Source organism: Alicyclobacillus suci, from assembly GCF_017329615.1.
GTDB classification, from domain to species: Bacteria; Bacillota; Bacilli; order Alicyclobacillales; family Alicyclobacillaceae; genus Alicyclobacillus; species Alicyclobacillus suci.
Genome location: NZ_JAFMTW010000052.1, coordinates 1 through 22137, shown reverse-complemented (window position 1 = coordinate 22137; position 22137 = coordinate 1). Strand labels below are relative to the sequence as shown.

The window sequence follows — 22137 nt, the reverse complement described above, 5'->3', positions numbered from 1 at the left end:
TCGAAACCCACACTGGTAGCGAAAGCGTATATCTCGCGCCAACCGTTCATGAAGCCTTGTGAACGTTGAGATTCCTTCAAGCGGAGCAGCCAGCAGTGCACGCAGAATTGCTTCACGATTCATAGGTTTCGCGCCTTGGGGTGACTGTTTTCTCAATTTCGAAGCATAGGGTTGTAAATCCAAGACAGCAAAGAACAAGGGCAGACGATCGCTGGAGTCAATTTCTAGCCAGTCCTCAAAGGAAAAGAGCGATGGTTGGAGAATATACAAGTGGGACTTCCCTCCTCGAAAATTTCTTGTTTGGTCACTTGAAATCTTCTCGAAGGTTGGGGTGAAGTCCTTTTTCATGCCCTAAAAACCCTTGCCCTGCGGGAGTTTATAAATCTGCAAAACGCTCATTTAAAAAAGAGAGTCTACAGGATATCTCGCAGACTCTCATGAAAAGAACAAACTGTATTGCCAATACAACCAGAAAATACAACTCACGCAGTGGTTTAATCGACCCCATACAAAGCCAAGCTTTGTCGTCAAAAAGTGACAGGTAACGAATTCACATTCTGTGTAGTTAACGTTGAACTCCACGTAAGACTGTCCCGAGGCACGCTGAGCCTAATATTCGGTAAACGTTTCAATAGCGTAGTAAATGCGATATCGCCTTCCAAGCGTGCAAGCGGTGCTCCCAAGCACATATGAACGCCGTGACCAAACGCAAGATGACGGTTAATCTTACGTGTAATATCTAACTCTTCGGAGTGCTCGAATTGGTACTCATCTCGATTCGCCGACTTGACTACCGGAATAACTAAGTCTCCCTTTTTGATGTGTTGCCCACCAAGTTCCAGATCTTCAGTGGCATATCTCGGCCCTACAATCGTTGAGGGGCCATTGAAGCGAAGTAATTCTTCCACGGCTGACGGAACCAAGCTAAGGTCAGCTTTCAGTTTCTCCAGTTGATCTGGATGGTCTAACAGCATCAAAGTGCCGATAGAAATGAGATTCGAAGTCGTCTCGTGACCAGCAAAAATCAACAGCGTGATCATGGAAATGAGTTCAGATTCACTCAGCCGATCACCCTCCGCTTCACTAGCAATCAACTGACTAATCAAGTCATTCGCCGGATGCAAACGTTTGTCGGCGACGAGTTGCGCTGTGTATTCTCCAAAAGCCCGCAAATGTTCAACGACTTCTAAATCCTGTCTCGCTACCCCTAAACCACGAGCGAGTGCTGCAGACCAAACATGAAGTTGCTCCCGATCAGAGTGTGGCACACCCAACATCTCTGAAATGACATTGATCGGCAGTGGGTAAGCGTAGTCTTTAACCACATCCATCCCGCCTTGATCTTGTACCTTGTCAAGTAATTCATCAGCAATTTCTTGTACTCGCGGCCGTAAGCCTTCCACATATTTTGGCGTGAAAGCTTTCGCTACCAACCCCCGCAAGCGCCGATGGGCAGGATCATCAATAAATGGCAGTGCATTTCCGCTAACAAAGGTTTCAGGAGCAGATTCATCCTTGTTTGCGATAGCTGTCAATTTGTCGAAATGTCCTCCGTTAATGGATGCAGGATTTACAACAAAGTGGTTTTTATCTTTCAGTACCTGCTGTGCCTCCTCCATGCGCACAACCAACCAAGCCTCGAGCGCTCTCCCTCCCACTGGAAACGGCACGCGAACAACGGGCCCAACTGACCGCATGCGTGCGAACAGCGGAAATAAATTTGAAACCATTTCACCGCTTTCAACATCAAATAAACTGAATGGTGTATTGTTTTGATCTGATGTATTCAATACGCTCTTCCCTTCTTAACTCATGTTGGATATTCGCGCAGCTAATGCGTGCATTTCCGTTTAGCTCCCAATGTCCATGCCACATATGTTCCCGTTATCACCTTCATTAGAATTTCCAGCTACGCAGTATTTAAGTCACTAAAGTAGTATAATTCAATTGTAGACTGGCCCGAATGCCGTACTCAAGCTACAAAATGCGCTAAAATGTCCATTGCTGTATAATAAATTCTGAATTTGAAATGAGGGAATACATTTGGATTCTGCCCGTAGTCTTATCACTGACGCGCTGATCATGCTCTTGTCTGTGTCCACATTTGAAAAGATAACGGTACAGAAAATTGTTAAAAAGGCAGGTGTGAGCCGTTCTACCTTTTATCTACACTTTAATGACAAATTTGACCTACTGAACCAAGTGACGGAACACATAGTCGAAGAACTAGGGGATTTTTTCCGTAAAACCAGTTGGGAAAGAGTCGAGCCGAGCACACGTGTTTGGCTTTTTAAGCACAACAAGTCACTCTGTGAACACGTATACCATTACCGTCATTTTTACCGGTACCGCCTCAAGGATATCGAGTTTACTTCACACCTGACTAATACCCTCACAAATTGGTTAAATTTGTATTTTAATGATGAGCAAGCAACATTTGCAGCATGGGGCACAATTGGACTTATCCGAAACTGGATAGAGAAGAGCGACCCCGTTGATTCATTGGAGACAGCAGCATTCAAACTCACCAATATTGCGTTTTATTTGATTTCAAATGTTGACAGCAAGATTTATCGCCAATCGAGTGATGCTTGCTTGAGCCCATCTGGTTTGTCGTAATCGATTCAAGAAGCACCAATACCCACTTTCATGAAATTTTATCGTAATTGTTGAATACCTTAAGTGAGGTGACAACACAATGGAGAAAACGTTTGACCATCTCGGAATTGCCGTACGGAATATCGACGAGACACTCCCCTTCTACCTTCACATACTAGGTGGAGTTTTGATGGATAGATACACTGCTGAGACCAAAGGAGTCGAGGTTCATGTGGCCGCCATTCGAGTTGGCGACATGCATGTGGAATTACTCGAGCCAACAAATCGCGAATCCCCCGTTGCCCGCTTTATAAGACAGAAGGGACAAGGAGTTCATCATCTAGCGTATCGTGTGCCAAACCTAGACCAAGCTATTGAAGAAGCAAAACGAGAAGGCGTGCGTTTTTACGAGGAAACGTTGCGGACAAACGCACGAGGGCGTCGACTCATCTACATGCATGTGGTTTCAACATCCGGCACCCTAATTGAACTCTGCGAATATCCTTAAGGTTCCTACCACACGCGTCACTGATAAATCTAGGCCCTGTAATAGCGAGTTTTTACTATATAACCAGCCGATTACAAGAACATATTGTGAAACTGTCTTCGAACACATGCATTCGTGGGGGGGTTATGTACCTCCGAACGTCCTACGGTCACCAGCCATTTTTAAGGACGTTCGGAGTATCGACAAGTTGAACTACTTGACCTAACTTCCATGCAAAAATACCACAAAATTCACGTTCGTGCTTTAGTAGATATTTGGATCAAATACACTGTCGAGAAGTGAATGCAGTTCATTCACCAATCACTCAAGAAAATCGTCGAACAAGCGATTCGTATGCTTGGAACGAACGGTTCTAGTCCGATTGAACCATACATGAATCATCCAGAACGACCATTTCCCCGCTCAATGTTTTCCGCTATGTTTGTTTACGAAGCACGCTATCTTGACAAAGGATGATTCCGCATGAAATTTCATCACCTAGCTTGGGCAACCACTGTAGTCATTGGCCTACAAATGATTTTAGCCGGACTGATTGTCGGAGAGGACGCCGGTTTTGTCTGTCCGAATTGGCCAGTTTGCGGCCATCCTCTGTCGTTTAGCGAATCGCTCATGTTTGAATTGGTGCACCGCTTTGTCGCGGCGCTCTTAGGGGTCTTTGTGATTTGGCTGTTCACCTGGCTACTTGTTTCATACCGCCAAAACCGTGCCATGCTGTGGACATGCTGCCTCGGACTCGTGTCCCTGCTGATTCAGATTGTCTATGCAGGACTGATTGTCTTGTTTGTATTTCCCGGAACTGCCACAACCGTCGACGTGCTAAACAGTATGGTCATGCTATCTCTGTTCGTCCACCTAGCCAATTTGGCACAGCGTGAAGATCAAAGAAAACATAGCGTAGTTCTGAACGCGTCAAATCCACAACGTACAGCGCTGAAACGAGCAGCGTGGATTCTGTATGTCTGTGGCCTACTAGCCGTCGCAGCAGGTGCCGTTTTCCGCCATACGGGTGCCAGCCAAGCGCTCTTCGGCCAAGACAGTTACATTTCGAGCCACGGTCGCCACGTACCACCGTCACAAATGCTCTCCCAATCGTTACTCGGAATTCACATGGTCACTGCAGCTCTTTTGGTTCTAGCAGGCATCTGGTTTGTGATGACAACCTTCAGACACAAATACTTGCGAAACGTATCCGTCTTGATTTTTGCCTTCATCGTCATCCAAGGAATCCTCGGCGCTGTATCACTACAGACAGAGCTTGAAATCGTCGTGGTCACGTGCCATTGGGGCGTTGCTGGTCTCATCATCGGCGTGATAGCTTTTGCTTTGTCGCGGTTATATTTACCCGGTGCAAACGCCTGGGAGGAATCCTCCATATAAATGAATCAATTGAGCGTTTTTCCCACGCCCTATGCTTCATAGTCCATCTTTGCCGATTCACGAGTTGACCCGATATAAGCGTTTCGCCCAGCACCCATACCAAAAATAAAGAGAAGCACAATGGCAATGGCAAGGATGACTAACGGCACAAACCACGAGTGTAGCGCAGTATGCAGAAATCCAATTAAAATTGGGCCAATGGCGGCCAGAAGATACCCAACAGATTGTGCCATGCCGGATAGTTTGGCTGCTTCATCAGATGTATGTGTGCGCAATCCCAAAAACGACAAAGCCAAGCTAAAGACCGCTCCACCGGCCACCCCAATCAACACAATCCATAACCCGTTCAACGCGTTCAGTCCACTGATAAGGCCTACGTAGCCAATTAGAAACAGCAGTGTAGTCAGGGCCACGATGCCACGTTGACTCGCCCGTCTTCCAGCAATCACAGGCACAATGAAGGAGGCCGGCAGACTGACAAATTGGAGTAATGACAACATCCAGCCCGCCGCCGTTTCACTCATTCCTCTGCTTTGCAGAATATCTGGCAGCCAAGCGATACTTACGTAGAAGACAAACGATTGCAGTCCCATAAAAAAGGTGACCTGCCACGCCAGTGCAAACTTCCACACATTTACGTTGGATTTGATTCTCTGTGGGATATGACGCTTGCGCAACTGTGGCAACCAAATCAAAATAGAGATAACCGATAAAATACCCCAACTGATCATGGAACCTCGCCAACCGATGTGGGCAATATGAGCTACCGGTACGCTCACGCCTGAAGCAATCGCCGCCCAAACATTCATCGAGATGGAATATGCACCTGTCATCAATCCAACTTGCGTCGGGAAATCCCGTTTAATGAGGCTTGGCAACAACACATTGCCCATTGCAATGCCGACGCCGGCCAACAACATGCCTACAAACAAACCGAATTGCGAAGTAACGGATCGAACTACGATGCCAATTGTGAGCAAAACCATACTCCCGCCCAAGGCATACTCAATGCCAATCTTCCGGGCAATCATAGGCGCAAGCGGTGATACGACAGCGAATGCAACAAGAGGCAATGTCGTCAACATACCTGCCCATGCCGTTGACAACCCTGTGTCCTGGCAAATGTCGTTCACGAGCGGTCCCACACCCGTGATGGCTGCGCGTAGATTTGCTGCGACCAGGATAATACCAACAACCAACATCAGTTTGCTCGTCACATGTGTCGAATTCCCTTGAACTGCGTTGTGATTCTCCACAATACTCCCCGCTTTCTATCTCTACAAAATGAATGCCTTCACTCAAACGCCGCTTCTTACTCCTCTTCCCGCTCTACTCCTCCTTGGGCTTCAACTGCGATTTTCGATTCAGTTATGTAACGATGAACCGCAGCAACTGCCGAATCGGCGTCCTGACGGATAATCGCGTCGACAAGTTGCCGGTGGATTTCCAGATAAACTGTACCAATCTCTCGGCGCGCCAGAGTGATGATTAAATCTTGCAACGTTTCCGCGATATGTTCGTATAGCTCAATCAACATGTCGTTGTGGGAGGCACCGATAATCGTTTGGTGAAGCTGCATGTCCTGCATGGCATAGCCATCAATATCACCGCGTTGCACTGCCGTTTCACAATTTTCCAGCAAGTAGATCATCCGCTCCAACTCGTCGTTGGTTCTGCGCTGAGCTGCCAGATGTGCACCCTCACGTTCGAGTGCGTGCCGGACTTCTAACGTTTGTAGCGTATCGGAGCGCAAAATACGTTTTTGTAATACGGCCCCCAAAACGCTCGAAGAGCAGACATATGTTCCATCCCCTTGCTTTGTTTTCAGCAGCCCCGCATGCGTCAATGCACGAATCGCTTCCCGCAACGTATTACGACTTACATTCAACTCAGCCATCAACTCCGGCTCAGCTGGAATGCGCATGCCAACCGTCCACGTCCCAGACTCAATCAAACTTTCCATCTGCAATGCGACCTGCTCCACAAGCGTCATTCGACTCGTTTTCTGAAGCATGACGTCACTCCTCCACGCCTAAACGTAGGATGATTGGTTTAATGGTATTTTAGCATTTCATAAACCCATATGCATGCCATCGAAGATAAAAAATAATCGCGGCATCCAAGACACCGCGAAACGTCTTGAATGCCGCGATTGCTTTCTTCCCATAATCCAACCCTTTTTCTCCATTATACGAGTACGCGATAGTCTGCTCCATAGACGACGCAACCGTCAATGAATGTGTATTTCACGGTGGATTCGTCGTCTTCCAGTCGTTCCACTTCCTCATCGCCGTGTGAGGCGATTCTGATATTGGCGCCCAACGCCAGCTTGCTCAAAGGAGCGAGTTCATCGCACGACGTTGGATTGTGTGTTGAGTGGAATCGTCTCACGCCTTCACTTCGTTGAGGACGTGCTAGAAAAAGACAGATGTGGTGGAGTAAATGCTTAAAACAAAGCGGATTGGAATCACCACAAGTGGGGCGACTCGAATCGCTCTCTACCGTTGCTAGCGTGTGACCTTTTTCTCCGACACAATTTTCACAGGTGCCGATACACCTCCCGAATGCTCGTCGACGGTCGCCGTCACCAGAAATACTATGGATAACCAGGCTCGAAGCGACTGCATCAAAAGAATTGTCCGCTAATGGCATTGCCCTCGCATCGCCGCTCGCAATCTCAATTCTGTCTATCCCGCCTTGCCGAAACCGTGCCGCTTTGCTATTGCGTGCAGGATGAGCCCCTTGCCGCAGCCAACATCGATGGAGAGGTTCCTCACGACATAAGGTGCATAAACCCCGTAATCAGGGACATTTGTTTACCAAACGGCACGAGCCAAGCCAACAACGCACTAGTCGCTATGGATGTAACAGCTTGTTTTCCCGCAATCTGTAACGCGAACCGCCACGAAAACTCCCTTGCAACGGTCCACAGTGTAACCAAGCAGGCCGACAACGTGGACGCTAAATAGACCACAACAAACAATTGAACGATGGACAATTCCCCAAGTATACCGTGCTGGTTGAGCACTAGCATGCCATCTTTTCGAATCATCGAGAAAAGCACAGATGGCGCCACTGATCCCGGTAGATGAAAGAGCATGAAAACAGGCGACAGAAGCGATGAAGCCCATGGAATGATGCCGAGTTCGTCGAGTAACGCTGCCACCATGCAGATGAGCAGAAATGTCGGCATCGCTTGTAGCATAAACTGTTTGACAATCGCTCGAACCCGAAACCCAATCCCTTTCCACGTGGGACGCTGAAGGAACGTTTTTCGAGGTGTGTCCGGCAGTTTTATCGTTTTCCGATTAAAGATTCTCGTGTGCACTGCACCCACAATGAACACAACAAAAATATACGGTAGAAATAACAACGGTCGGCCTGCCGAATTGAATAAGGACAGTGTCGCGCCAATGGTATAACTACAGGCGGATCCGTATGAGATAAGCGACACACACTGCCGACGCGTACATTGGCCGCATGCTCTACTCTGAAGCACACCAACGACATTACAACCAAATCCCGTGAGAACAGGAATAAGGTCTCGCCCCTCCAACCCGACTTTCTGAAGCCACGGGTCGAGGGCATCCGTGATTCTATCCTTCAGCCCCATCTCTTCCGTCACCGCTACACTGATACCGATAAAGACGACAACAGGAAATGCCCATAAAAACGAATAGGGTCCAAGTGTGAGCAAACCGTAATCCCCGACCGAGAATACTTGTAACCAATACGGTTCCGCCTGCATGAACCCCCGAAGCGGATTCAAAATCCACGTATCCAAATAGGACTGTGTCACACTAGCGAAAAGATAGGCCGCAACGACCGGAACTCCAAATAGTAAGATCGTCAGTATCAGTGCCAGCCACGGGCCCACTGTTTTGTGTTCTAGCAAGGTATTTGGCGGATCGACATTGGCTAAATCCAGTGCAAATATCTCGTGCAAGGGACGCGTAAGCAATTTGGCGGAACGCACCGCCTGTACGATTAGCGCATGTTTGCGGTGCTCAAATGCACGTGCATCGACAGAGACAAACGGAACACCATAGGTTTGGCAAAACTGCTCGACGGCGCGGCAAAACGATATCGGCGTTTTGTCTTCAAACGTGAGAATGACCGCCACGCGATATCGATAATCCTCAAGTTCACGCGACAACATCTTCAACTCAAACGCCGCATGGGTTCCCCGAATCACAAAGACAATCACGTCACCTTGACGCGCTTCACGCAAGGCCATCCTCGTGGTTTCACTATCTGACTGGTGACGGATGCCTGGTGTATCGACGATGGTAATATTGGTGCCGTGAATAACGGCGCGACGACACACGACGGTCGAGCCACGAAAGTTAACCTCCTCACCGGTAACATAGTGGGTCAACTTAGAGAAAATGGTAGACTTCCCAGCCGACTCCATCCCCACTAAAACCGCTGTGAGTTCCGCATTCAGCATTCGCACTTCACCTCACAGCACGTGAGGTCGTCCAAATACAGATTGTTGCGGCGATAATACTCAATCACCGAAGTCTCCAAAGGGATACCCAGGCGATTGACCAGTTCCTCGGCAATGACGGCGAACCGCTGCCGAAATTTATATATGAAGCACAAAATGACATTGCCGTGCCGAACGGAAGGACCCACCACGAATAATCCGGCTGTCTTCGTGGACTCATCTCGTGAACTGAGTGTCACCGTCTCTTCCGCGGACCATTCGAAATGCTCAGCAATGACAGACAGTCCACCGCGAAACCCCGTCGCACAAATCGGTTGCGTCTGGCGCAACCAAGTCTCTCCATTGTCAAAGTAAATCAGAAACTCGTCACCCGTTTGCTCGACGCGCGCCACACGCATATTTGACCGAATCGACAAGCGCCCACTGTCAAGCACTGTGGTCATTCGTTGATACGTAAAGGGGGAGAGCGTCAAACTGGGGTCCACATCCTCGTCGTCTTCATTCAGATGATCTTTCCCCGACGTCACCACCGTGACCCGTTTGCCCGACTGAATGAGATGGTAGGCGGCATCCATACCGCTCTCATTCCCGCCGATAATCAAATAATCATCTCCCGCCAACGCGGACCAGCTCGCCACACGACTACTATGCAGGCACACTTCAGCACCCTGAAATGCGGTCTCTTCCGGGTAGTGAAACTCCCCTGTCGCCCAAACCACAAATCGACTTTCGACAAGCCCTTGATTAGTCTCTAATAAAAACACTTCCCCTGACTTATCGACGCGCCGAACATATGTATGTTCGCTGATGGGGATATCAAAATGCTCTGCCACCGCATGAAGATACTCCGCATATTCCGCGCCGGACATGTGTTCCGTCGCAAGCGTATAGCCAGGAGAAGTATCTGGCACAATCGCGTTCAAGTCGAGTGCGCCAAACCCTTGCCCTGGAAACGACGGGGTAATAAAGCGTGTTTCCCGTGGCCACTTTTTGAACGAAGCCCCAACGGTCTCTCCCTCCAAGACCACGAGATTAGTAACGCCCAATTGAGAAAGCACGATGCCAACACCTATACCCGCCGCACCGGCACCAACAATCACCACGTCATATACCTGGTCCATCCACGCTGTCGCTCCACAATCGTGCGTTTTATTCACACTGAAACCCCCGCTTTTAAATCGAAATTATTACGATTCGTTATTTTACAGGTTTCTCTTTCGCATGTAAATAAGAATAGTTACGGTTTATTGCGGATAGAACAGGTGCTGGTGAACGGGCATATACGTCACAGCCGAGATCGCAATGAACATGTTGACTGTGCACGGGTCGAACAGACGGTAGAATCGTTCTGTATCTGCCACCTGGCACATCCTGAGCGAATATGGACAGGATCCGCTCTCGGCGATAGAACATGATACCCACCTTATTTCGAACATTCCATCAATTCGGTAGATTTAAGACACGCAAAATACCCTAATCAACTCACAAGCTGCACCGCCAGCGCATGCTATAACTCCCACGCCCCCCTACAAACATCCGCTTGACATGGAGTGTACTCCATAGGCTAACATGCGTATCAACACGAACCGACACAGGTTGCATCGTTCGTCGGAGACAACAAAGGAGTGACCCATCAACGGAACCTGCATACACAATTGCGGATATCTCGAAGCAGACAGGGCTTAGCTACGATACCATCCGGTATTACGAAAAAATTGGACTGCTGCCGCCGATTGAGCGGAAACACAACGGGCAACGCGAATATAACCAGCGGCACCTGGACCGTTTAATTTTTGTCCTCCGCCTGAAGCGAACCAATATGCCACTGAAGAAAATCAAACAATACTTGGTACTCACTGCTGCGAATCAATACGAGGCGTGCTACCAGTTACTGCATCAGCACAAGTGCAAAATTGAATCGGAGATGGCAGAAATGCAGGCCACGTTAGACATTGTGACGTATAAGCTAGGGAACTTCATGGAACTCATGAATCGCTTGCAATGACAGGGAGATGAAGAATGTGACGGATAACGCATATCCGGTAACGCCACAAATACCGATTCCATCTGGCTTTGGTCCACACACAACTGCGCGGGAAGTCATTGAAGGATACCAACTCAGTGGAAAAGTTGCGATTGTCACAGGTGGCTACTCCGGTGTGGGGCTGGAGACAACACGTGCACTTGCTGAAGCCGGTGCGACTGTAATCATTCCAGCACGCACGATGGGAAAAGCCCAATCGGCGATTGCGACTATTCCTCGCGTCGAGCTGGAGGAACTAGATTTGATTGATCCCGCTTCCATCGACGCATTTGCACAACGCTTTCTCGACACCCGACGCCCACTGCATATCCTTATCAACAATGCAGGGATTATGGTTCCCCCACTCACGCGGGATGCGCGCGGATACGAATCCCAATTCGCCATCAACCACTTGGGACACTTCCAGTTGACGGCGCGGCTCTGGCCAGCCTTGAAGCAAGCGGCAGGCGCACGCGTGATCTCAGTCTCGTCAGCCGGAATTCGCTTCGGGGGCGTGGATTTTGAAGATCCGAACTTCGAGCACAAGACGTACGAAAAATGGAAGGCATATGGCCAGTCCAAATCGGCCAACGCTCTATTTGCTGTCGCATTGGACAGACGTGGATACGCACATGGCGTTCGCGCCTTCTCTGTCCACCCAGGCAGAATCATCACAGATTTGGTACGTCATATGTCGGAAGACGAAATGAATGCCGCCACGAGTGGCCCCAATGCGAAATTCAAGACTCCTGAACAGGGCGCCGCGACCAGCGTGTGGTGTGCAACAAGCCAACAATTGGACGGAAAAGGCGGCGTCTATTGCGAGGATGTCGACATCGCGCGACCCGTTCCTAAAGAAGCCCTAGACGGGACAATCCATGTGTCATCGGGTGTGTTTCCATGGGCTGTCGATCCCGCCTTTGCCGAGCGCCTCTGGCAACTCAGCGAGTCCATGACCGGCGTAATGTTTCAACCATAACATTAGACAAACGTACAATCCCTGCACACCAATCTCGCGATTGGCGAGCGGGGATTCTTCCATTTGCCGAATCCGACTTATCCATTCGGATTCGCGTGTCCCCGCATCGCGTACGCCTTAATTGTATTTCTCCCATCTCTCTTGGCATCGTATAACGCCTCATCCGCGTGCCTCAAGAGCTCGTGCCTGGTGTGTCCATCCATCGGGTAAAACGCAATGCCAACACTCGATGTTGTATGAAATACCTGGCCGGCGATTTTCCAAGGTTCCTGGATAGCTGCAAAAATTCGCTTAGCGATTGACACTGCGTCCACTTCTAGAGTGATTGTAGGCAGCAGTATCGTAAACTCATCTCCCCCTTGTCTGGCCAACGTGTCACATGGCCGCAAACAAGCTTGCACTCTCTGCGCAAACTGTTTCAGCAGTTCATCGCCAACTTCGTGACCCAGTGCATCATTGATGGATTTAAACTTGTCGATGTCCATATACATTACGGCCATCTTGCGCTCATGCCGCTCAGCCTCCTCCAGCGCCTGTCTAAATTTATCGCGAAACATTCGCCGATTGGGCAATCCTGTTAAAGGATCGTGAAACGCCAAATGTTCCAACTTCTTCTCATACACTTTTCTCTCTGTAACATCTCTGGACACGATTACAAAATGAAGTAAGTTCCCCCTTTCATCAAATACGGGTTTGCCACTAGCCTCCACCCACAACCAGCCGTTCGTAAAACGTTTTAACTGTACTTCTAAAGTCATCGTCGCTCTGGTAGACACCATCTGTTTAAATGATTGTTTCACCCGTTCAACATCACCTGGGTGCACAACATCAAACGCAAGCTGACCCTCGTACGTTTCAGGCGGAATGCCTAATACAGATTCGTGAGAAGGCGAAGCATATTTCACCACACCGGTTTCGTCCAACACCGTCACTAAATCGGTCATACTTTCTGCAATCAGGCGATATTTTTCCTCACTTTCACGCAGTGCTTCTTCCGCCTGTTTTTCTCTCGTAATATCCTGAATCATCATCAAGTACGCTGGTTGTCCTTCATATTGAATCGAAACTCCCGTTACTTCGACGTCGATGACAGTTTTGTCCCTGCGAACCACCTGTTCTTCCGTTGGGTCAATAGAAATCCCTGTTCCATCCAATTCTCGAATGCGACGCTCTACCGCATCTCGATACGCCGGAGGAGAAAAGTCCAAAATCGGTTGCTGCAGCAGCTCATCTGCGGAAGCCGCGCCTAATAGTTTCGTGCAAGATCGATTCGCATACTGAATCAGTCCATCACGGTGAACCAACATGGCAATCGGCGATAATTCCACAAGCCGTCGATAGCGTTTTTCGCTTTCGCTCAACTTCTGTTCTGCTTGCTTTCTATCTGTCACATCCCGAAAGATAGACAAGACAGCAGGTTCCCCATCGCGCAGAATATGGACGCCGCCAATCTCAACGTCAATTCGTTTCCCGTCATCCCGAATCATCACCGTCTCAATAAACGGAAGTTCCTGTCCAACTTCTGAATGGAAAAATCTATCCCTCGAAACCTCGCGATAGTCGGGATGGAAAAACGACAAGATATCCCTTCCTACCAACTGCTCAGACTGTAAAGTCCGCCTTGCAAACGGGTTTGCGTAAACAACGGTGCCCTGTTGATGGACTAAAATTCCCTTTGGCGACAACTCCACAACTTTTCGGTATCGTTCCTCGCTTTCTCGCAAAGACGCTTCAATTTGCTTTTGCTCTGTCATGTCTCTGATTATCATATAGCTTCCGAAGACGTTTCCCGCCTCATCTCGAAGTGGAAACAAACTGAGATGAGCCGTGAGGGATGTACCATTCTTTCTGAAACAAATTGTTTCATATCCTTCGACACGCTCGCCCCCATTGACACGTGCCAACAGATTGTGATAGGCATCTTTCCAAAATTCAGGCATCATCGAACAGAGGATATCTTGGTAATGAATACGCCGCATTTCTGTTGGAAAATCTCCAAACCATGCACAAGCGGCTTTATTCGTTGCCAGAATCGCTCCTTCTTTGGAGAGGACAACCATCGCGTCCGGATGATCTTGAAAAATCAACTGACAGGTTTCCATAGAAAATTGACTGAATACAAAACTCACATTTGTTTTCTCCTTCAAGACCCATCCGTCACGGTAATATGACCTAGACCTAGCTGATTAGCGCACGCAGCGCATTACTTCCGTCGATGTTCTAAAACGAATCAAGTTGTCGTTGATAATAGAGGTAAAACGCGTCGAGATCCAGTGAATTTTGCAAGTTCAAAGCGATCCGTTTAAGGATACCATGTGGCCAATTGCCACATGGGTAGCTATGGAATCCGAGTTGTAAAGCAGGAACATATAAAAGTGGTAATCTTTAACAGTACGGCGTTTGTCGAGGCTATGGAGACACTTGACGTAGACATCATGCAGCGGGTGTGATAGCCGGAACCGTCGGGATGTCTTTGATGGGCATCGAACACGCAGACGGCTCCATACGACATCAGCGCGGTTGACTGGTTGTTTCATGTAGTGACGTCAAGATGACAGCACATCGGTTTTCATTTCAAACGCTCGACCACGTTCACCAACCGGTTATTCTACCGATATCCGCTTTCGTTTCTTCACAGTCATCACGCCAGCGAGGTAACAACACACAATGATGACAAACGAGATAATTCCGATGGTCTCAAAATCGATTTCCATCGACGGAGCAAACAACAAGAGAATCTCGTAAACGGAAACGCCGTACGCGAGAATTACAATAATCCACCCCATAATTCGTGAAGCGGACTGTCCAAGCTTACTCGAATGGCTAATCATGCGAAACGCAATCAGCGAGTCCACCGTATCCGTCGCCATCATCCCCACCATAAATACAAGCCCTAAAATCAGCGGCATATAACGCACCGTGTGCCCTGCAGCTATCGCCCACAAAGACGTCTGACTCACGGTATCCGCAGCCAGCGCAAACATTCCACCAACGACAATAATGACAAATGGATTTGTCGTTTCTCTTGCAAATTTCGGAAGAACCTTTCCCTTAACCCCTGTGATTTGAAACGAATTCGATTGGGAATTTTGCCGAAGAAGGTTGACAATATTTAATGACCCGAGCAACAACAACATCAGAACAGACACCCACGTCGAAATGACGTCAAAGTAGGCAGGAAACTGAAAATGCCTCGACACCATTCCCAAAATCACCGCGACACAAGCGACAACCAATCCGTGGCCAAAGGAGAACAATGTGCCGACAAAGCGGGCGATAGGACTTCCAACGCGCCAATTGTAACGGGTTTGCCCATCGATAAACGCCAAATGATCTGCGTCCAATCCGTGACGAAGCCCGAGAATAAGCACCAAAAATATCAATGAGACATTGGTCAATTTGCATCTTCCTCTCTCAAACCATTCAAATTCAACACAAAAAAGCCCCAACCTTACGGTTGGGGACACACGTACAAACCGGCATTGAACAGAAAAAGACACTTCTTCGCCTCTTCGTCCAATTTGACTTGTACACCGCTCCTTTCCTCGAAGGCCCATGGGTGCAGCACGCTAGGTAGGTCTCCTGGCTCCTGGTCATCATTCTCTTTCGCCTTCCCCGAACATACGAGTGACATCGTGAAAGAGAACTACATCAGTTACAGTGGCGGGACCGCTCGGGACTTTCACCCGATTCCCTGTTATCCCTTGAAAGGGCACCTAGATGCAATCCTATGAAATTGTACTCACCATAAGCCTATTCGGCAAAGACAGGAATAATCCTTCTGCGGTATTGTCCGGTTCATTCTGCCTCATGCTATAACAGGCGTTTTTTCCTATACTCCCCGCAACCAAGTCTGTGACGTATGATGGAATTAAAATCTTATTGAAGAGAGGTTCAAACATATGGCAAAACTCACCCCTTATTTTTATTCCGAAAACGCACGAGAACAGGCCAGTTTTTACATCGCAGCCCTCGGTGGAGAAATTCAACACGAAAAAACATACGGCGATGCTCCAGGTACAGACGAATCCATGAAGGATAAAATCATCCATATGGCGTTTACTGCTGCGGGTGTGCAATTCTACATAGCCGACGTGACAAACCGCCCGGTGGAATACAACGCCGGATTTGACTTAACCCTTGAATTCGATTCTGATGATGAGGCACGCGAGGCTTTCACAAAACTATCCGCGGGTGGTAGTGTCATTATGCCACTTGAAAAACAATTCTGGGGAACCTTATTCGGTCGCCTTCAGGACAAGTACGGCGTGAAATGGCAAATTACCACCGTAGCACAATCCCCGTCGGTTTAAACCATACTGAAAATTCGATATCATAAAACTGAAGTGGATGCAGCTTACGATTCAATTCGTATCTGAAGGGAGATATCCAGATGGACGAACAGGCAAAAAAGACAGCACTTCGTGGCATTTCTTATGGTTTATATGTCATTGGTACCAAATTGGGCGAAGACGTCAATGCGTTCACTGGCAACTGGGTGACCCAAACGTCCTTCTCGCCACCGCTCGTCGCCATTGCAGCGAAAAAAGGAACCGCTTCCAGTGATGGCATTCACGACAGCGGTGTGTTCTCGGTCAATGTCTTGGAAAGTGGCCAAAAAGACTTGGCATTCGCGTTTTTCAAACCGATTTCACGCGTGGGTAACAAGTTCGGAGACGTAGAATTTTACACTCAAACCACTGGCAGCCCGATTCTCAAGGATGCCTTGTCCTGGTTTGAATGCAAAGTCGTCCACGAATATGACCAAGGGGATCATGTGGTCTACATCGGCGAAGTCGTCGACGCTGGCGTTCACCGCTCTGGTTCCCCGATGACGTTACAGGAAACTGGCCTGTTTTACGGTGGTTAATACACCCATGGTGCTTCGTGGGGCAAGCAATCCCTGCCCCCGAAGCCTTTATCCATTTGCAGCGGATGATGCAATGGGAAGCTAGCTCAATGAGGCAACTGATTCGATAAATTTGCCTCCAGTGCTTCTTTATGGGGCGGAGCTAGTTGAAACACGCGACATCGCCAAATGGATAAGCTGAACAACACACCGAATAGACCGACGGCAAACAGCGTCCAAAAAGGCAGGACAAAGTGACCAGTCATTCCCCGCATCACACCAAATAGCTCGGGACCAACGAGAATACCGGTGTTTTCTCCAACAATGACAATGGACATTGCCATACCCATTGTCTCTTTCGATAACGCCAGCCGTGGCGCAGCTGCAAAGACAATGGTAGGCAGAACACCGCCAACCGCGCCAACTATCGCCGCACATCCATACGATACGACGGTCACTTTCAGCATAAACAGCGGCCACATAAGCGCCATCACGAGCGGTGGAAGCAGAAAGAGCAGCAGTTGGTTGCCCACACGCTTGAGTAACACACCCGAGTATAGATTACTCATGATGGTAAACAACGAAGCCACGAGCGGTATTCGGGCGGCGGCTGTCAACGACATCGACGACTCGACGAAGTAGGTCGAGATCCACGTATTAAATGCAAAGAAGCAGAATGTAAACGACGCAAATGCTCCAGCGACACACCACATCATCGGCTGTTTTAACTGCCTCACCCACATCGAATTATCCCTAGGTGATGCGTCTAGCCGACCTCCTGATTTGCGTTCCACTGTCTGCGGCAGAGGTGGAATGCACACTGCGTACACGATGCAGTCGAGCGCCAACACGCTCAACAGTAAAAGATGCAGTGAAGCAAATGTCCCGTGCACGACCAGGCTCGGAGCCACCAGAAACATCACAAAACTCCCGAAAGGAACCCAGGTCGACCAAATTCCCATCGCCATGCTCATCATATCGGGTGGTACGAAGGATCCGATTGTCGAGGGCGCTGCAACGGAGACGAACCCAAACCCGACGCCGCAGACGACGCGGCCTATCAGATACCCAGTGAAGTCCGGGGCCAAAAAGCAACACAAGACGCCGACGAACATTGTGCCTAGTCCAACCAATCCGACAGACAGTACGGACGCCGTATCGCTGCACGACAAATCCACCGGGCACAGCAGACAACAGCGTCGCGAGCGCAAATAGAGACATGAGTAGGCCCGTCTCAGCGTAAGGAGTAGCAAATCTCGCTTGCAACAAGGGGAGCACTGGCGGAACTGAAAACTGAACCAGTGTCGCGATGACACCTGCCGAAAAGGCGATAGAAAATATTAGCCATGGAGACACGGTACGGGCCATTCGTTACGCCTCCAGAATCACGTTGCGCGCATCGATTGCGCCCATCTCGCTATGCCTGCGAAAACCGTGAAATTTCAACTTTGAGCGCCAGTAACAAGCTGTTGTTGAAACCAGTGAACCGCGTCAAACTGATGCTCTGACGATACCTCGTGGCCACACGAATACACCACGTACTTCACGTCGCGAGCATGCTCTCGCAGATATTCGTACGTGTCATGCCCCACCTCGACCGGAAAGATCTCGTCGTGACTGCTATGCGCGAGCAACACAGACGTCTCACTAAGTGGCTTCGTAGCATACTCATCTTTCACAAATCCTGGAATGTATCCGTTCATTGCGACGATTCCCCGAATCGTTTCCCCAAGCACCAGGCCGAGGCTCATGCTCAAAATCGCACCTTGGCTAAAGCCGATGAGATACTTGGCCGAACGGTCGATTGGGAACACTTCAGCGGCCCATTCAATAAACTGCGTAAGTTTGGTAATGCTGTTATCGAACAAATCGCGCTCCGGATTGCCGTAATCCTTCAAAAAGTAATAGGCGTAACCGTTTTGATAGGTCAAATCCCCTCGGATGCCAATCAGAATATATTGCTCCTTTAAATCGCCCAGGAGATTCACTAAATGTTGTTCATCATAGCCGATACCGTGCAACGCAAAAATCACGGGACAAAGATTCACTCGACTGGCTTTCTCCGGAACGTGTACAACATACTGATAAGGACTCGGATTTGTCATCACATATTCCTCCCAATCACTATCCGTTTCGCATCATCTCTTCGCACCATTGTAAAGTCGTCACAACTCATCACTTACAATACATACGTCCAATTTGCCAAGCGAAATCATAGACAAGAGCGCACAATACAACTGGTTGCCGACATACGGTTTATTGATGTCGCACTTCAAAATCTCTTGTATGCGCTGCAAACGATAGCGCAGACCACTGATAGAAAAATTCATTGCGCGAGCTGTCCGATAAACATTGCAACCGTGGTTCAGGTAATAAAAAAGCGTTTTCATAAGTTCCATGTTCTTGTCTTTATCGACCGCAATCAAATCCCCCAACAGCCGATCTACAAATTTTTCGGTCGCGTGGAGATTCTGAAAGAGAATGCCCTCGACGCCCAATAAATCAAAAAACTGAATGTTATCGTCCGCATTTGAAACCTTTAGGGCCGACAAACATTCCTCATATAACTCCTGCACTTCTTGGATGGCGTGCGCCGTCGAACTCACACCCACTCTGAGCGCACTAGGCCACGTCCGCATCCTGCAGCGCTTGAGTAGCCTCTCACAGAATTCACGCTTCTGCATCTCCGTGGCAAGTTGCTCCGTTTCCGAGACGAGAACGACAATATTGTCTGCCTTGCGACCGGTCAACGCGTTAATATGGTTATCTTGCAAAAATGTAGAGACGTTCTTAATCACGTCATCAAAAAACTGAAATTCCTCATCTGGCGCCATGTTTTCAAAAACAGGGTGAATGCCCACGACGAAGTACGGAGGAATGAGTTGAAAATCCAGATAATATGCTCGGGTCCCGATTTCTTCCTCGGTTAGTCGCTTCGACAAAATGTCGTTTAAGAAGTCGCCTCGAATGCGCTGTTCTGTGACAAAACGAGATCGTTCATTTAATAAATACAGCGAACACGTAGTAGCCACTTGCTCCAAAATAAGCTTATCTACCTCTTGTGGCATGACACGCTCAAAGAAAATGGAACAATATCCGATCACTTTCCGATTGGCATACAGGGGTGTCAATAGGCAAACCCCGTCCCCCACGCGAATTTCGAATGCCCCGGTAACAGAATCGATTGACACCTGGGTGCGGTGTTGTCGCTTCTGATGTATATGAAAGGCGTCTCGAATAGCTACTTGTTGTTTTGTCGATAAACCAGAGGCGGCTAAGACTTCCATATTCGGATCTCCAATATAGATTGGCAGCTGTGTCATATCGTAAAACGTGTTTGCAATAGATGATAAATGGTGCTCACGAAGCAATTCTTTCATTAAATTCTGCTGGATTTGATAGGCTTTATTTAGGTTGTTCCGTTCAATGGTAAGCTTTGCAAATGCGTGATCTAGTTCTTCCACCACGCTATAATCCTCGTAATACGTGAGCTCGCTATCTACTTCTCCGTTCCACTCGTCGATGGTTCGACAGACGCAATAACACTCGTCGTCGCCCATCGCCAGACATTTCGTCTCCTTGGCAATCACCTTTTTTCCAAGGATAGTCGACAGATAGCCACTGGCATAGCCGACCATCGTCCAGCAGACCGGTTGGTCGCTTTTCCCAATCACGTTTAAATGTCCCTGCGCTTCGTACGAATTGTGCCAATGTCCTTCCACGTGTAAGACCTGATGGATAAAGTCGACCTCATTGACAACCAAACGTGATTCTAAATACCCGTGGAGAGTGTGCATCCGCGGCCCTGCTGCCACCATCTCGCGTGGGTCATCCCACGCGAGCGACTGCATCTTAAGGCCATCTGCAACACCGCAATGCCAACCATATCGCAGTAGGAGACCCTTCGCTCGCTTTGCACCAAGGGTCGAAATCAACTCCTTGCGCAAGGTCCCTAAAGCCACGGTTGGAATCGTGACAATTCGGTGATATTCCGCATCCGATGCGTCCAATTCGTGCATGTTACGGTATATCTGATCTAAGGTTAAATCATCCGACCGCACCCTTGTTACACAACCTTTCACCTTAGACTCCGAAATGACCGTATAAAGCAATCAGGCGAATGCGTGCGCACGACTATATTTGCCTTGATAAAACAACAATGGTTGCCCCGCGGCCAAACGAACATCAGACACCTCCGCGATAAACAAAGTATGATCTCCCGCCTTGTGCGCATCTACGACGTCGCACGAGATGGCAGCTAACGCGTCGCGAATCACCGGAAGACCATTGAACCAATCAAACGCTACACTCCGTTGTCCATCCATTTGCCCCGCGAACGTCATCGATATCTCCCGCTGGTCCTCCGCCAAAAAACTGACAGCATACTTGCCGGTCGTCTGAACGTAATGATGCATCTTCGCGTGTTCGCCGATGGAGACAAGGACCAGTTTTGGATTTAAGGAGACGGACATGAACGCGTTTGCGGTCATCCCGTGTACATCGTCATCCAAGGTGGTCGTAATCACTGAGATACCAGTTGCGAACATGCCCATCGCATTACGAAATCGACGATCATCCATTGTCCATCCTCTCCAATCACTTTGGTAAGCGCATTCATTTTTGACTATGTGTACTTATGTTAATTCACTTTTGGAAATGCGAATACGAATCAATCAGTTGATTCTGTCCAGCTTGTGCATCGTGATTTCCACACGAACTGTACTGAATATTTTACAGACTTCGACGCATAAGGGAAACCTTCTGTACGGATATCCACGTAACAATCAAATATTTTTCAGTACCTTATAAAGTTCAGTACCGTTGTGACTTTTTCAATACCAGAAACGTGAGCATCATTTGCAGTCAGATGTACCTTCAGTCTTGAGTTGCAGCGCTCAACGGCTGTTCGTTCGTTGTACAACTCAGTCCATCGCCGGGTGTTCCGGTGAGGGTTGGAATAGCGGCGCACATCCTCCGTGATGTTCCGTTTGAGCACCATACCGTAATTCGAGTCTGAGCAAACTGCCGTACCAAGCGGGCAATCAACCTTCCCTAAGACATGCGGACAACGAAATTTCAATCGGTCTCCGTCGGCTCCCCAATACACCATGTCAAATCCCATGGAGCAGCGTGGTGTACCGTTTGAGGACATTCCAGAAGGTGGTTCTGTTTCTCTACGTTTATTGAGTGCAATGATTGCCTGTGCTCTATAATCCCGAGTCGCCTGGTAGTTCTTCACTTGGTCATACCCCGCATCCATCATGACAAACTTGAACTTCCATCCAAGGTTCTCGGCAATATCTTTCATAAGCGGGATGGCGATTTCACCGTCATAAACATGTGCCGGTGTGAC

The 22137-nt window shown here is 48.6% G+C and carries 21 protein-coding genes, 1 pseudogene and 1 riboswitch; of the genes and pseudogenes, 7 read left to right on the top strand and 15 right to left on the bottom strand.

The window, feature by feature from the left end; all coding sequences use genetic code 11:
• Positions 1 to 270: transposase (locus J3482_RS17425; protein ID WP_206922840.1), on the bottom strand; the 270-nt coding region annotated here is incomplete at its 3' end.
• 257 nt (positions 271 to 527) lie between these two features.
• Positions 528 to 1790 carry a cytochrome P450 family protein gene (locus J3482_RS17420; RefSeq protein ID WP_236018350.1) on the bottom strand — a complete coding sequence of 421 codons (1263 nt, stop codon included), beginning with the start codon at positions 1788 to 1790 and terminating at the stop codon, positions 528 to 530.
• Between the two features lie 253 nt (positions 1791 to 2043).
• Between J3482_RS17420 and J3482_RS17415 the strand changes: the two genes are divergently transcribed.
• From J3482_RS17415 to J3482_RS17405, 3 genes are all read left to right on the top strand, one after another.
• A complete protein-coding gene (locus J3482_RS17415) occupies positions 2044 to 2619 on the top strand; it encodes a TetR/AcrR family transcriptional regulator (protein ID WP_146824748.1) in 576 nt (191 codons plus the stop codon).
• A 79-nt stretch (positions 2620 to 2698) separates the two neighbouring features.
• Complete coding sequence (locus J3482_RS17410; protein WP_146824749.1) at positions 2699 to 3106, top strand: VOC family protein; 408 nt, start codon at positions 2699 to 2701, stop codon at positions 3104 to 3106.
• Between the two features lie 462 nt (positions 3107 to 3568).
• Entirely contained in the window at positions 3569 to 4483 is a 915-nt protein-coding gene (locus tag J3482_RS17405; RefSeq protein ID WP_146824696.1) for a COX15/CtaA family protein, read from the top strand.
• A gap of 29 nt (positions 4484 to 4512) precedes the next feature.
• On the opposite strand, the gene J3482_RS17400 is transcribed toward J3482_RS17405, so the two are convergent.
• The 6 genes and pseudogenes from J3482_RS17400 to J3482_RS17380 form a co-directional block, all read right to left on the bottom strand.
• Positions 4513 to 5739 (bottom strand): CynX/NimT family MFS transporter, encoded by a 1227-nt coding sequence (locus J3482_RS17400; protein ID WP_223204312.1) that lies wholly within the window; start codon positions 5737 to 5739, stop codon positions 4513 to 4515.
• A gap of 56 nt (positions 5740 to 5795) precedes the next feature.
• The gene (locus J3482_RS17395) at positions 5796 to 6497 is read right to left on the bottom strand and encodes a FadR/GntR family transcriptional regulator (RefSeq protein ID WP_146824695.1); all 702 of its coding nucleotides are present in this window, start codon (positions 6495 to 6497) and stop codon (positions 5796 to 5798) included.
• 173 nt (positions 6498 to 6670) lie between these two features.
• Complete coding sequence (locus J3482_RS21040) at positions 6671 to 6820, bottom strand: hypothetical protein (protein WP_223204313.1); 150 nt, start codon at positions 6818 to 6820, stop codon at positions 6671 to 6673.
• A 228-nt stretch (positions 6821 to 7048) separates the two neighbouring features.
• Positions 7049 to 7234 (bottom strand): annotated as a pseudogene (locus tag J3482_RS21885) (methyltransferase domain-containing protein); the annotation flags it as partial.
• A gap of 22 nt (positions 7235 to 7256) precedes the next feature.
• Positions 7257 to 8933: a nucleoside recognition domain-containing protein gene (locus J3482_RS17385; RefSeq protein ID WP_206922836.1), complete on the bottom strand. Its 1677-nt coding sequence runs from the start codon at positions 8931 to 8933 to the stop codon at positions 7257 to 7259.
• Positions 8927 to 10090 (bottom strand): NAD(P)/FAD-dependent oxidoreductase, encoded by a 1164-nt coding sequence (locus J3482_RS17380; RefSeq protein WP_328702743.1) that lies wholly within the window; start codon positions 10088 to 10090, stop codon positions 8927 to 8929. Before J3482_RS17380 ends, J3482_RS17385 begins: the two co-directional genes overlap by 7 nt.
• 383 nt (positions 10091 to 10473) lie before the next feature.
• Between J3482_RS17380 and J3482_RS21340 the strand changes: the two genes are divergently transcribed.
• Positions 10474 to 10938 carry a MerR family transcriptional regulator gene (locus J3482_RS21340; RefSeq protein WP_188332393.1) on the top strand — a complete coding sequence of 155 codons (465 nt, stop codon included), beginning with the start codon at positions 10474 to 10476 and terminating at the stop codon, positions 10936 to 10938.
• A 7-nt stretch (positions 10939 to 10945) separates the two neighbouring features.
• The gene (locus tag J3482_RS17370; protein ID WP_206922835.1) at positions 10946 to 11935 is read left to right on the top strand and encodes an oxidoreductase; all 990 of its coding nucleotides are present in this window, start codon (positions 10946 to 10948) and stop codon (positions 11933 to 11935) included.
• A gap of 77 nt (positions 11936 to 12012) precedes the next feature.
• On the opposite strand, the gene J3482_RS17365 is transcribed toward J3482_RS17370, so the two are convergent.
• On the bottom strand, positions 12013 to 14064 hold the full coding sequence (locus tag J3482_RS17365) for a PAS domain S-box protein (protein WP_206922834.1): 2052 nt from the start codon (positions 14062 to 14064) through the stop codon (positions 12013 to 12015).
• 474 nt (positions 14065 to 14538) lie between these two features.
• Entirely contained in the window at positions 14539 to 15333 is a 795-nt protein-coding gene (locus J3482_RS17360) for a HoxN/HupN/NixA family nickel/cobalt transporter (RefSeq protein WP_146824689.1), read from the bottom strand.
• 157 nt (positions 15334 to 15490) lie between these two features.
• Positions 15491 to 15669, bottom strand: a riboswitch (cobalamin riboswitch).
• 168 nt (positions 15670 to 15837) lie between these two features.
• Between J3482_RS17360 and J3482_RS17355 the strand changes: the two genes are divergently transcribed.
• Positions 15838 to 16248: a VOC family protein gene (locus tag J3482_RS17355; protein ID WP_146824688.1), complete on the top strand. Its 411-nt coding sequence runs from the start codon at positions 15838 to 15840 to the stop codon at positions 16246 to 16248.
• A gap of 80 nt (positions 16249 to 16328) precedes the next feature.
• Entirely contained in the window at positions 16329 to 16805 is a 477-nt protein-coding gene (locus J3482_RS17350; RefSeq protein ID WP_021297726.1) for a flavin reductase family protein, read from the top strand.
• Between the two features lie 86 nt (positions 16806 to 16891).
• Here J3482_RS17350 and J3482_RS17345 read toward each other — a convergent pair whose 3' ends face one another.
• From J3482_RS17345 to J3482_RS17325, 5 genes are all read right to left on the bottom strand, one after another.
• A complete protein-coding gene (locus J3482_RS17345) occupies positions 16892 to 17872 on the bottom strand; it encodes an MFS transporter (protein WP_328702744.1) in 981 nt (326 codons plus the stop codon).
• Between the two features lie 354 nt (positions 17873 to 18226).
• Positions 18227 to 18889 carry an alpha/beta hydrolase gene (locus tag J3482_RS17340; protein ID WP_146824686.1) on the bottom strand — a complete coding sequence of 221 codons (663 nt, stop codon included), beginning with the start codon at positions 18887 to 18889 and terminating at the stop codon, positions 18227 to 18229.
• A gap of 60 nt (positions 18890 to 18949) precedes the next feature.
• Entirely contained in the window at positions 18950 to 20866 is a 1917-nt protein-coding gene (locus J3482_RS17335; RefSeq protein WP_206922832.1) for a XylR N-terminal domain-containing protein, read from the bottom strand.
• A gap of 30 nt (positions 20867 to 20896) precedes the next feature.
• Complete coding sequence (locus J3482_RS17330; RefSeq protein ID WP_146824684.1) at positions 20897 to 21364, bottom strand: flavin reductase family protein; 468 nt, start codon at positions 21362 to 21364, stop codon at positions 20897 to 20899.
• Positions 21365 to 21579: 215 nt separating this feature from the next.
• Positions 21580 to 22137, bottom strand: a 558-nt coding sequence (locus J3482_RS17325; protein ID WP_206922831.1) for a transposase, incomplete at its 5' end; no start/stop codon positions are given.

Excerpts from the sequence above, each read along its gene's own strand:
- J3482_RS17410 (WP_146824749.1), top strand. The coding sequence starts at position 2,699 with ATGGAGAAAACGTTTGACCATCTCGGAATTGCCGTACGGAATATCGAC.
- J3482_RS17405 (WP_146824696.1), top strand. The coding sequence starts at position 3,569 with ATGAAATTTCATCACCTAGCTTGGGCAACCACTGTAGTCATTGGCCTA.
- J3482_RS17395 (WP_146824695.1), bottom strand. The coding sequence starts at position 6,497 with ATGCTTCAGAAAACGAGTCGAATGACGCTTGTGGAGCAGGTCGCATTG.
- J3482_RS17385 (WP_206922836.1), bottom strand. The coding sequence starts at position 8,933 with ATGCTGAATGCGGAACTCACAGCGGTTTTAGTGGGGATGGAGTCGGCT.
- J3482_RS17370 (WP_206922835.1), top strand. The coding sequence starts at position 10,946 with ATGAAGAATGTGACGGATAACGCATATCCGGTAACGCCACAAATACCG.
- J3482_RS17355 (WP_146824688.1), top strand. The coding sequence starts at position 15,838 with ATGGCAAAACTCACCCCTTATTTTTATTCCGAAAACGCACGAGAACAG.
- J3482_RS17350 (WP_021297726.1), top strand. The coding sequence starts at position 16,329 with ATGGACGAACAGGCAAAAAAGACAGCACTTCGTGGCATTTCTTATGGT.
- J3482_RS17340 (WP_146824686.1), bottom strand. The coding sequence starts at position 18,889 with ATGACAAATCCGAGTCCTTATCAGTATGTTGTACACGTTCCGGAGAAA.
- J3482_RS17330 (WP_146824684.1), bottom strand. The coding sequence starts at position 21,364 with ATGGATGATCGTCGATTTCGTAATGCGATGGGCATGTTCGCAACTGGT.